Source organism: Flavobacterium cheniae (assembly GCF_004363695.1).
GTDB lineage: Bacteria > Bacteroidota > Bacteroidia > Flavobacteriales > Flavobacteriaceae > Flavobacterium > Flavobacterium cheniae.
Map to the genome: position 1 here is coordinate 133,341 of NZ_SNZC01000004.1, position 12,118 is coordinate 145,458.

At 33.5% G+C, this 12,118-nt stretch carries 9 protein-coding genes; 2 read left to right on the forward strand and 7 right to left on the reverse strand.

Annotated features, from left to right (window positions below):
• From rodA to purH, 6 genes are all read right to left on the reverse strand, one after another.
• On the reverse strand, nt 1-1,257 hold the full coding sequence (gene rodA, locus C8D80_RS10935) for a rod shape-determining protein RodA (RefSeq protein ID WP_133610312.1): 1,257 nt from the start codon (nt 1,255-1,257) through the stop codon (nt 1-3).
• Nucleotides 1,258-3,186 carry a penicillin-binding protein 2 gene (gene mrdA / locus C8D80_RS10940; RefSeq protein ID WP_133610314.1) on the reverse strand — a complete coding sequence of 643 codons (1,929 nt, stop codon included), beginning with the start codon at nt 3,184-3,186 and terminating at the stop codon, nt 1,258-1,260.
• Nucleotides 3,183-3,689, reverse strand: a complete 507-nt coding sequence (locus tag C8D80_RS10945; RefSeq protein ID WP_133610316.1) for a rod shape-determining protein MreD — start codon at nt 3,687-3,689, stop codon at nt 3,183-3,185. The genes mrdA and C8D80_RS10945 overlap by 4 nt, the downstream gene beginning before the upstream one ends.
• On the reverse strand, nt 3,689-4,519 hold the full coding sequence (mreC, locus tag C8D80_RS10950; protein ID WP_133610318.1) for a rod shape-determining protein MreC: 831 nt from the start codon (nt 4,517-4,519) through the stop codon (nt 3,689-3,691). Before mreC ends, C8D80_RS10945 begins: the two co-directional genes overlap by 1 nt.
• A gap of 10 nt (nt 4,520-4,529) precedes the next feature.
• On the reverse strand, nt 4,530-5,558 hold the full coding sequence (locus C8D80_RS10955) for a rod shape-determining protein (RefSeq protein WP_026725280.1): 1,029 nt from the start codon (nt 5,556-5,558) through the stop codon (nt 4,530-4,532).
• 143 nt (nt 5,559-5,701) lie between these two features.
• Nucleotides 5,702-7,234, reverse strand: coding sequence for a bifunctional phosphoribosylaminoimidazolecarboxamide formyltransferase/IMP cyclohydrolase (purH, locus tag C8D80_RS10960; RefSeq protein ID WP_133610320.1), 1,533 nt, complete (start codon nt 7,232-7,234; stop codon nt 5,702-5,704).
• Nucleotides 7,235-7,400: 166 nt separating this feature from the next.
• Here purH and C8D80_RS10965 point away from each other — a divergent pair, with 166 nt between their 5' ends.
• Both C8D80_RS10965 and C8D80_RS10970 read left to right on the forward strand, forming a co-directional pair.
• Nucleotides 7,401-8,651 (forward strand): ABC transporter permease, encoded by a 1,251-nt coding sequence (locus C8D80_RS10965; protein WP_133610322.1) that lies wholly within the window; start codon nt 7,401-7,403, stop codon nt 8,649-8,651.
• Nucleotides 8,652-8,719: 68 nt separating this feature from the next.
• The gene (locus C8D80_RS10970; protein ID WP_133610325.1) at nt 8,720-11,128 is read left to right on the forward strand and encodes a TonB-dependent receptor plug domain-containing protein; all 2,409 of its coding nucleotides are present in this window, start codon (nt 8,720-8,722) and stop codon (nt 11,126-11,128) included.
• A 40-nt stretch (nt 11,129-11,168) separates the two neighbouring features.
• On the opposite strand, the gene accD is transcribed toward C8D80_RS10970, so the two are convergent.
• Nucleotides 11,169-12,023 (reverse strand): acetyl-CoA carboxylase, carboxyltransferase subunit beta, encoded by an 855-nt coding sequence (accD, locus tag C8D80_RS10975; protein ID WP_133610331.1) that lies wholly within the window; start codon nt 12,021-12,023, stop codon nt 11,169-11,171.
• Nucleotides 12,024-12,118 lie beyond the last annotated feature (95 nt).

Here is a 12,118-nt window from a genome sequence, read left to right on the forward strand (position 1 = left end):
TTACCACTCATTTACTTTATTCGCATCTAGCTTAATAAAGATAAAAAGTAATATTGTAAATGCCCATAAACTTGAACCTCCGTAAGAGAAAAAGGGTAGAGGTACTCCAATGGTTGGGAACAATTTAATAAGCATCGCAATATTTACAAAGAAATGCGTAAATAAATAAGTAGCCACACAGTAGCCATAAACTCTACTGAATTTTGTTTTTTGATTTTCGGCTAGGTATATAATTCTCAAGAATAAAGCTACAAATAATAGAATTACGGTTACACTTCCAATGAATCCCCATTCTTCGCCTACAGTAGTAAAGATGTAATCGGTGTGTTGCTCAGGTACGAAACCTCCTTTAGTTTGTGTGCCTTCTAAATAACCTTTACCAATTAAACCTCCAGAACCAATGGCAATCATCGACTGATTCAGGTTGTAACCTTCTCGTTTCATGTCAACATCATCACCAATTAATACATTGATACGATCTTTTTGATGTGGTTCTAAAACACTATCATATACATAACTTACCGAGAAAGCAAATCCAGCCATAACTAAATATAGTAATCCGTAAACAATTGGATTTCTAGAAATTTTTCGGTTAAATATGTAATGAATCACCATTATTACAAATACAATCCCAATTAAATAGATTGGTTCAATTACTAATGATAGAAAGAACAATGCAATAGCAATTATCCCTGAAAAAAAGTACCAACTTGGCAATCCTTCACGGTTTAAAACAAAGATTAGCGAAATGAAAATCATGGCACTACCTGCATCGGGCTGCATTAGAATTAGCAAAACAGGTATAAAGACGATTGCTAAACCTATTATTTGATGTTTAGTGTACTTTAAATTTATTTGGGAATAACTTAAATATTTTGCTAATAATAAGGCTGTTGCAGTTTTAACAAATTCAGAAGGTTGAAATCCAAATCCGCCAAATTGATACCAGTTGGTTTGTCCTTTTTTGGTAACTCCAAATACAAATAAACCAAGTAATAATATAATTCCTAAACCATAAAACACAAAAGAAAGACGTTCAAAAATTTTAGCATCGGTGAATAAGATGATAAAAATAAGAGGAATGGTTAAACCAATGAAGAGCATTTGTCTACCGTAAATTTGAGAAATATCAAAAATGGAAGTTTCTTCTAAAGGTAAAGAAGCGGAATAAATAGTCATCCAACCCATAATTACTAATACGATATAAAGTAATATGGAGATATAGTCAATTCTATTTCCTACGCTTTGATTTTTCATCTAGTTTTCCTCTTCTTCTTTTTTGGCTTCGCTAATTTCTACATTGACTTTGTTCAAAGAATCCTGAACTTTTATTGGATCTACTTTTCTTTGAAAAATAATATTTTCAATTTTTTCATATTCTGAAAGTAAGCTTCCATTTAGCATTCTATCTTCTAAATCTTTACGAGTGATTTTGCCATTTACATATTTTTCAACCATTAAAGTAGCAATTGGTCCAGCCCATCGACTTCCCCAATAACCATTCTCAATAAATACAGCAATAGCAATTGTAGGGTTTTCTTTTGGTGCAAAAGCCACAAAAATTGAGTGATCCTTTAGTTGGTAAGTTTTACCCGCTACTCTAATTTTGTTCTCAGCAGTACCTGTTTTTCCACAAATTTGTAATCCTTCAACTTTTAAAGTGGAGGCAGTACCAACATTGTAAACATCTGCTAATCCTTGAATCATGGGAGCAAAGTGCTGTCTTTCGATGGTGGTATAGTGTTTCGTAGTGTATTTTTTATCTAAATTTTGACCTTTAATTTTTTTAACGATATGTGGTGTAAAGTAATAACCTTGATTTGCTACAGCAGCCATCATGTTGGCTAATTGGATAGGAGACGTTAAAACTTCTCCCTGTCCAATTGAATTCGAAATTATATATGAGCTTCTGATTTTTGCTCCATTATACATTTTTTTATACATTTTTGACGTTGGAACCAAACCTTTTGCGCCAATTGGCATATCAGTTCCTAAAAATTGTCCTAATCCAAAACTTTTAACATGGTTGGCCCAATTATCCACACTATAATAAGAGTCTTTATATTTTTCAATAGTTCTTTTATATGTGTTCCCAAAATAACTGTTACACGACTGATACGTTCCGTTGTTCAGTTGTAGGGTATGTAAACCACAGTGACATTTCATAAAACGTCCAAAATTAGCTCCATGATTACAATAAAAAGTAGTTTGTTCATCAATTACTTCTTCTTGAAGTCCAATTAATCCGGTAACAATTTTAAATGGAGAACCAGGAGGATACGTAGCTTGAAGACCTCTATCATACAATGGTTTTGAAATCGAATCGTTATATAAAGCGGTGTAGTTTTTTGAACGTTGTCTTCCAACCAACAAAGCTGGATCATATGTAGGTGCAGAAACTAAAGCTAAAATTTCACCTGTTTTTGGTTCAATAGCAACAATACCACCTCTTTTATTAATCATTAAATCGGTGCCGTATTTTTGAAGTTCATGATCAATTGTTAAGGTTAAATCCTTTCCTTGTTGAGCAATGGTATCAAATTGCCCTTTTTTGTAAGGACCAATAATTTTATTGTGTTTGTCACGAAGTAAGTATTTAACGCCTTTAATTCCTCTTAAAATTTCTTCATATTCTTGCTCAACACCTTGCTTTCCTATCAAATCACCACTATTGTAGTATTTGTTTTTGTTAAGAATAGCTTCGTTAACCTGTGTAATAAATCCGAAAATATTAGCACATTCTTTGACTTGATAATCGCGTAAAGAACGTTTTTGCGTATAAAATCCTTCAAATTTTCTTTCTTTTTCCTGAAAAGCAGCATATTCAGCCTTGTTTAATTGCGACAAGAAAACCGAAGGAAGCCTTGGACTGTAAACATTTGCTTTTTCAATTTTCTTAATAAAATATTCCTTTGTAATGTGAAGTAAATTGCAAAATTCGGTTGTATCAATATTTTTGATTTCTCTCGGAACCACCATGATGTCATACGAAGGCTGATTGGCAACTAAAAGTTTACCATTACGATCATAGATATAACCTCTTTCTGGAAAATCGAATACTTTTTTAATAGCATTATTTTCCGATTGTAGTTTTAAATTTTCATCAATTACTTGAAGATAGAAAATTCGTACAATCAGAAGAATGGAAGTAATAATGATTACGGCAGGTAAAACAGCTTTTCTCATCGTCTATTGCTTGGCTTGATTAAATAGATGGTTAACAAACATATAATAAACGTAAATAGGGTGCTAAATAGTGTTCGAGACAAAACAGTCAATAATAAATCGAATCTGAAATATTCAAAAAAGAATAAGATGAAATGATGAATAAAAATCGCTAATAGCAACAATGTAATTCGCTCTGGTGAAATTTTATCAGCAATTTTTACAGTTTGATATTCGTAACTCAATCCAAAAGCAAATTTAAAAAGTGATGGTCTTATGTAAGCCAAAACCAAAGATGCCATTGTGTGAATTCCGCCTGAATTACAAAACATATCCAAAAGAATTCCCATAGCAAAACTACTCAATAACAAAACAGATTTATTGCTGTTAACAGGATATAGTAAAATAAACAACACATAAGGATACGGATTTAAATACCCAAACAGATTAATATTATTGAATATTAAAATCTGAAGAAGTAAAAAAACAACAAAACGTATGCTATTTAAAATGTTATTGTTCACTATTTTTTAGGTGCTGTGGTTTCTAATTCTAATTGTTTTTTCTCTTTTTTTCTTTTGTTTTCAATTACATACACATAACCAAGCGATGTCATGTCGTTGAACAAACGAATATTGATAGTATAATAATTTGTTTTTTTATCAATAAAAATCTTATCAATTTTTCCAATTGGAATATTCTCCGGGAAAATGTCTGAATTTCCACCTGTTACAATTGAATCTCCGTGTTTTAGGGAAGCCAATCTTGGAACATCAATAAGTTGAGCAAAACCAACATTTCGTCCATCCCAAATTAAAGAACCAAAGTGATTCGAGTTTTTAATCTTCGCATTAATCTTCGATTTGGTGTTCAAAACACTTTGAATGGTAGAGAAGTTAGTTGACGTTTTTTCAATTAAACCTACAATTCCTTTATCGTTTACAACACCCATGTCGACTTCAATTCCAGAATTTTTCCCTGAATTGATAGTGATATAATTCTCGCGTGAGTTAAACGAATTTTTCACCACTTTTGATACCACAACATTGTAATTGTTAAGGTCGTTTCTAAATAAGGTTTTAGAAGTTAAAATGGTGTCTTTTTTGTTGAAAAGCAATTCTTTTAATAAAGCATTTTCCGAAGCTAAGTCTTTGTTTTTTTGTTTCAGACTTAAATATTCGTTTGCTTCATTCACTTTTTCATAGTAAGCACCTGTAACAGCGTTAGCCGAATTTACATATTCACTTCTATGGTAGGAATGCGATTTTACAATCAAAGAAAATGAGATGCCCAAAAGCAGCAAAAACAGCAATCGATAGCTGTTTTTTATGATAAAATTAATTATTTGCTGCATGGATTATTTTTTATTTAATCAGGATTCCTTTGTATTTGTTGATATTCTTTAAGGTCATTCCCGTTCCTCTTACAACGGCTCTTAAAGGATCTTCTGCGATGTAAACAGGTAAATCTGTTTTCATTGAAATTCGTTTGTCTAAACCTCTTAACATCGAACCTCCACCTGCTAGGTAAATACCGGTGTTATAAATATCGGCAGATAATTCCGGTGGCGTTTGTGATAAGGTTTCCATAACCGCATCTTCAATACGTTGAATCGATTTGTCTAATGCTTTTGCAATTTCTCGGTACGATACATCAACACGTTTTGGTTTTCCGGTTAATAAATCTCTTCCGTCTACTGCCATATCTTCTGGTGGACTATCTAAATCTTCAGTAGCAGCACCAATTTGAATTTTTACTTTTTCTGCGGTAGTTTCTCCAACAAATAAATTGTGTTGCGTTCTCATGTAGTAAATGATATCATTTGTGAAAACGTCTCCGGCAATTTTAACCGATTTATCACAAACAATTCCGCCTAATGCAATAACTGCAATTTCTGTTGTTCCTCCACCTATGTCCACAATCATGTTTCCTTTTGGTTGCATAATATCTAAACCGATACCAATTGCAGCCGCCATAGGTTCATGAATCAAATACACTTCTTTACCATTTACACGCTCTGCTGATTCTTTTACCGCACGCATTTCCACTTCTGTAATTCCAGAAGGAATACAAATTACCATACGAAGTGCTGGTGTGAATAATTTTTTCTTTAAAGCGGGAATACTTTTAATAAACATTTTAATCATCTGCTCAGAAGCATCAAAGTCAGCGATAACTCCATCTTTTAACGGACGAATGGTTTTGATGTTTTCATGCGTTTTACCTTGCATCATGTTGGCTTCCTTACCAACGGCAATAATTTTGCCCGTAATTCGGTCTCTGGCAACAATAGATGGACTGTCAATCACGACTTTATCGTTGTGAATGATTAGTGTATTTGCGGTACCAAGGTCGATAGCGATATCCTCGGTCATGAAATCAAAAAATCCCATAAGTAAGAGAAGGGTTTAGCGTTTTTTGTATAATAGTATTCAACTAGCAAAACTATGAAAATTATCTGATATATTTTCAAATAAAAACGCATTAAAAAATAATATTTTAATGCGTTTTAAAAATCTATATTTTTAAGTAAATTTTAGTGCTTAAAATGACGGATTCCTGTGAATACCATTGCCATATTATTGTCGTTGCAATAATTAATACTTAATTCGTCTTTTATAGAACCTCCTGGCTGAATCACCGCTGTAATTCCTGCTTTATTTGCGATTTCTACACAGTCTGGGAAAGGGAAGAAGGCATCACTTGCCATTACAGCTCCTGTTAAATCAAATTCAAATGAAGTTGCTTTTTCAATTGCATGACGTAAAGCATCTACTCTTGAAGTTTGTCCAGTTCCTGAAGCACACAATTGTTTGTTTTTTGCAAATACAATCGTGTTTGATTTTGTGTGTTTACAAATTTTAGAAGCAAATAATAAATCTTCAATTTCTTCTGCTGTTGGAACTGCCGTTGTAACCGTTTTTAAATGGTCTTTAGAATCGGTAACATTGTCTTTATCTTGCACTAAAACACCGTTTAAACAAGTACGAACGGTTGTTTGTGGTAATGCTACTTCGTTTTGGATTAAGATAATTCTGTTTTTCTTTTCTTCTAAAATATCAATTGCTTCTTGGTCGTAAGCCGGAGCAATTACCACTTCGCAGAACAATTGGTTGATTTCATTCGCTGTAGCGACATCAATTTTTCCATTCGCAATTAAAACTCCACCAAAAGCGGATGTTGGGTCACCTGCTAAAGCATCTAAATACGCATCTTTCATCGTATTTCTTGTTGCTAAACCACAAGCGTTATTGTGTTTTAAAATCGCGAAAGTTGGATTGTCGTTTTTGAATTCGTTCATTAAATTCACAGCCGCATCAACGTCTAATAAATTGTTGTACGACAATTCTTTACCGTGAACTTTGCTGAACATTTTATCAAAATCGCCATAGAAAAATCCTTTTTGATGTGGGTTTTCACCATAACGTAATACGTTTCCGTTTTGCTCGCTGATTTTTAAAACTGGTTCTTCAAAAACTTGATTGAAGTAGTTGAAGATAGCCGAATCATAATGCGAAGAAACATTAAAAGCTCTTGAAGCTAATAATTTTCTGTTTTCTAAAGTAGTAGCACCGTTATTTTCGGTATAGAAATTCAAAAATGGCGCATATTGCTCAACAGAAGGAACAATTACTGTGTCTTTGAAATTTTTAGCTGCCGCTCTAATTAACGAAATTCCACCGATGTCGATTTTCTCAATAATATCTTGTTCGCCAGCACCTGAAGCAACTGTTTTTTCAAACGGATACAAATCCACAATTACTAAATCGATTTGCGGAATGTTGAATTCTTTCATTTGCTCCACATCACCCGCATGGTCTTGACGGTTTAAAATACCACCAAAGATTTTTGGATGTAAGGTTTTTACTCTTCCTCCTAAAATTTCAGGAAAAGCCGTAATATCTTCTACAGCAACTACTGGAATGCCTAAATCTTTAATAAAAGTTTCGGTTCCGCCGGTAGAATAAATGGTTACATTGTTTTGGTGAAGGGCTTTAACAATAGGTTCTAAACCGTTTTTGTCAAATACAGAAATCAATGCCGAAGCAATTTTTTTTGTTGTGTTCATGGTGTTGTGTTGTTGTATCTGAATAGTCTCAGATAAATGTTGTTGTTTTCGTGGTGCAAAAGTAGTTATACTTCTTAAAATAGTCAAACTTTATTGGAAGTGATTTTTTAATAATTATTTGTAACATTTTCGCTCAATGCTCTACTTATAGTTATAGCTCAATATTATGCTTTTATATTTACGATTACTTTCAGAAAGTTTCAGTTTTGCCATTAACGCGTTGCGCAACAACAAATTGCGTACGCTTTTGTCGTTGTTAGGTGTTACCATTGGTATTTTTTCCATTATTGCGGTGTTGGCTGCAGTAGATTCTATGGATAAAAAAATCAAGGAAGATTTGAGTGATATGGATATGAATACCATTTACTTAATGAATTTTTCTTTTGGTCCGTCTGAAGTGCCTCGTTGGAAAAGAGAACAATTTCCAAAAGTAACGTATGATGAATTTGAATATTTGAAAAAAAGTGTTCCTAGTATAGAAAAAATTTCTTTTAATTTCTTCGCAAGAAACGAAAGTGTAAAATACGAATCCAATACGGTGAATTCTATTCGAATGAAACCTTCAACAGATGAGTTTTTTGATATTGAACCTATTAAAATTGAAACGGGACGTTTGTTTAATGAAGCCGAATCCAATTCGGGAAGCCCAGTTATTGTAATAGGAAGTGAAGTAGCTAAAGGTTTGTTTGAAAATAGCGACCCTATTGGAAAGAAAATTCGTTTGTACGGACAAAAACTAACGGTTATTGGCGTGCTAAAAAAACAAGGGCAAGGTATGTTTGGCGACAGTAATGACGTGGCTGTATTTTTTCCAGTGAATTTTTTAAGAAGAATGTACGGTGATGAGAATGACGCTTTGCGTGCAGCAATTTTAATAAAACCAGAAAAAGGAGTTGATATTGAAGAGTTTAAAGCGGAATTATCTCAAAAATTAAGAGCTTTCAGAGGTGTCAAAACAGGAGATATTGATAATTTCTTCCTAAATGTATTATCTGGTTTTACGGATTTTATTGATAACATCATAGGTCAAATGAACATGATTGGTTGGATTATTAGTGCATTTTCACTTTTAGTAGGAGGATTTGGTATCGCCAACATTATGTTCGTATCGGTAAAAGAAAGAACGAATTTAATCGGAATTCAAAAAGCGTTAGGTGCTAAAAATAAATTCATTTTGTTTCAATTCTTGTTTGAAGCTATTATTTTGTCATTAATTGGTGGAATAGTGGGAATGTTTTTAGTTTGGATTATTGCTTTAATATTGTCAAGCGCTTTAGATTTCGAATTTGTTTTAAGTGCTTCAAACATGTTATTAGGTTCAGGATTAGCAGCTTTTATCGGGTTAATTTCTGGAATTATTCCAGCAATTTCCGCATCTAAGTTAGATCCAGTGGAAGCTATTAGAAGTGGCATGTAATTTGTGGCAATAAGTGACAATCATTTTGTAAATTTGTTCTCACTAATTATTAAAACATTTCGTAAATAATGCTTAAGCAATTATTACTCATTATATTTTTTGGATTCACAACAACGTTATTCTCTCAAACAATAACCATAAAAGACAAAGAATCGGGTGAGCCATTAGAATCGGTTACGCTAGCTTCCGAGGATAAAAAAGTCTACGTTGTTACGAATAACAAAGGTCAGGCTGATGTTTCTGATTTTGTTGGGTTTAATAAAATTATCATTCAATCTTTTGGGTATGAAACTCAAATTGTGAGTTATAATCAGTTGGAATTAGCTTCTTTTCAGTTGAATTTAACAGCTTCGTTATTGGCAATGGATGAAATAATTGTTTCTGCAAATCGTTGGAAACAAAATACTCGAGATATTCCAGTAAAAATCACCTCTATTTCTAAGAAAGATATCCAATTGCAAAATCCGCAAACGGCAGCCGATTTACTAACCGTTTCTGGTAAAGTGTTTATGCAAAAAAGTCAGCAGGGTGGAGGAAGTCCTATGATTCGTGGTTTTGCTACCAATCGTTTGCTATATGCTATTGATGGTGTGCGAATGAATACCGCTATTTTTAGAGGTGGAAACATTCAAAATGTCATTTCGTTAGATCCATTTGCAATTGAAAAATCAGAGGTTTTATTTGGACCAAGTTCTGTTATTTACGGTAGTGATGCGATTGGTGGTGTAATGAGTTTTCAAACCTTAACACCACAATTTACAACGGAAGAAAAACCTTTTGTTTCAGGAAGCGCTTTTACTAGATATTCTTCAGCAAACAATGAAAAAACCGGACATTTTGATGCCAATGTAGGTTGGAAAAAATGGGCTTCGGTTACGAGTATCAGTTCTAATGATTTTGGCGATTTAAAAATGGGAAGTCACGGACCAGATGAATATTTACGACCTTTTTATGTGCAAAGACAAAATGGAGTAGATATAGTTGTAACGAATGATGATCCTTTAGTACAGAGACCAACGGCTTATTCTCAAATCAATTTGATGCAAAAAGTGCGTTTTCAACCTAATGAAAAATGGGATTTTCAATATGGTTTTCATTTTTCGGAAACATCTAGTTATTCGCGATACGACAGACATATTCGTTATACCAATTCAGGAATGCCACGCTATGGCGAATTTGATTATGGTCCACAAAAATGGATTATGAATAATTTGTCAATTTCGAATATGCAAGCTACGAAAGCGTATGATGAACTTTCTATTCGTGTGGCGCATCAGTTTTTTGAGGAAAGTAGAATCAGTCGTAATTTTAATAATCCAAATCGCGCCATTCGTACGGAAAAAGTAAATGCAGTTTCTGTAAATGCCGATTTCACAAAGAAAACGAGTACTAAAAATGCTCTTTTTTACGGAGTGGAATATGTAATGAACGATGTAAACTCTGAAGGAATTGATGAAAATATTGTTGCAGGAACAAGTCAAACTGGACCTGCTCGATATCCACAATCCAAATGGAATTCGTATGGTGTTTATGTAAATGATCAATATAAATTTTCTGAAAAAATGTTGCTTCAAGCGGGATTGCGATACAATCAGTTTGTATTAGATGCCGATTTTGATACTACTTTTTATCCGTTTCCTTTTACCGAAGCTAAAATAAATGATGGTGCTTTAACTGGAAGTTTAGGCTTGGTATATCGTCCAACGGCTAAATGGGTGATTAGTTCCAATGTTGCCACGGCTTTCCGTTCTCCTAATGTGGATGATTTAGGAAAAGTGTTTGATTCAGAACCAGGTTCGGTAGTAGTTCCTAATCCTGATTTAAAGGCAGAATATGCGTATAACGTAGATTTGAATGTAGCTAAATTATTTGGTAAAAATGTGAAAGTGGATGTTTCAACTTATTATACTTTGTTAGAAAATGCTATGGTAAGAAGAGATTTTACTTTGAATGGCGCTACCGAGATTATCTACGATGGCGAATTGAGCAACGTACAAGCCATTCAAAACGCAGCCAATGCCAAAGTATACGGAATTCAAGCCGGAATTGAAGTGAAATCGGCAACTGGATTTTATTTTCATGGCGATTTGAATTTTCAAAAAGGTGAAGAGGAATTGGATAATGGAGATAAGAGTCCGTCTCGTCATGCAGCTCCATTTTTTGGTGTAGGCCGTTTGGGATATGCTAATTCTAAATTAGATTTACAATTGAATGCACAATTCAGCGATGCCGTTTCTTACGAAGATTTAGCCGAAGAAGAAAAAGGAAAACCAGAAATTTATGCTATTGATGGCAATGGAAATCCATATTCTCCAAGTTGGTACACCTTAAATTTAAAATCGATGTATAAGCTTACCGAAAACTTTACCGTTACAGCAGGTTTAGAGAACATCACCGACCAACGTTATCGTCCGTATAGTTCAGGAATTGTAGCGCCAGGGAAGAATTTTATTCTGGCTTTGCGAGCTAAGTTTTAATAATAAAAAAATCCCGATATCACTATCGGGATTTTTGTTTTTATCTGATTTCTTGATTTTGAATTAAATCCAAATACAAGTTAATTTTGTTTTTCAACTCTTTTCTGTGAGCGATAAAATCTAAAAATCCGTGCTCTAGTAAGAATTCTGAAGTTTGGAAACCTTCTGGTAAATCTTTACCTGTCGTGTCTCTTACAATACGTGGTCCTGCGAATCCAATTAAAGCTCCTGGTTCACCGATATTGATATCTCCAAGCATTGCATAAGAAGCAGTAGTTCCACCCGTTGTTGGGTCAGTACATAATGAAATGTATGGAATTCTTTCTTCTGCTAACTGCGCTAATTTTGCAGATGTTTTTGCTAACTGCATTAAAGACATTGCAGCTTCCATCATACGAGCTCCACCTGATTTTGAAATCATTACAAATGGGATTTTATGTTTGATAGAATAATCAATTGCTCTTGCAATTTTTTCACCTACAACAGCTCCCATAGAACCTCCAATGAAAGCAAAATCCATACAAGAAACAACTAAGTCTTTCCCTTTAGATTTTCCAACTCCTGTGCGAATTGCGTCTTTTAGTTTGGTTTTATCCATTACGTCTTTTAAACGATCACTATATTTTTTAGTGTCTTCAAATTTTAATGGATCTTTTGAAGTTAAATTCGCATCTAATTCTTTGAATTCGTTATTGTCGAATAAAATTTCAAAATATTCTTTACTACCAATTCTTACGTGATAATCGTCTTCTGGACTTACCCATAAGTTTCTTGCCAATTCATCTTGGTCAATAATTTTTCCTGTTGGTGATTTGTACCATAAACCTTTAGGGACATCTTTTTTGTCCTCAGTTGCGGTTGTAATTCCTTTTTCTTTTCTTTTAAACCAAGCCATAATTAAGTTAGAAGTTAGAAGTTAGAAGTTGGAAGGCTAACCTTATCTTCATCTAATTTCAATTAATAATAAATTTTAAACTTCGTACTTTGTAC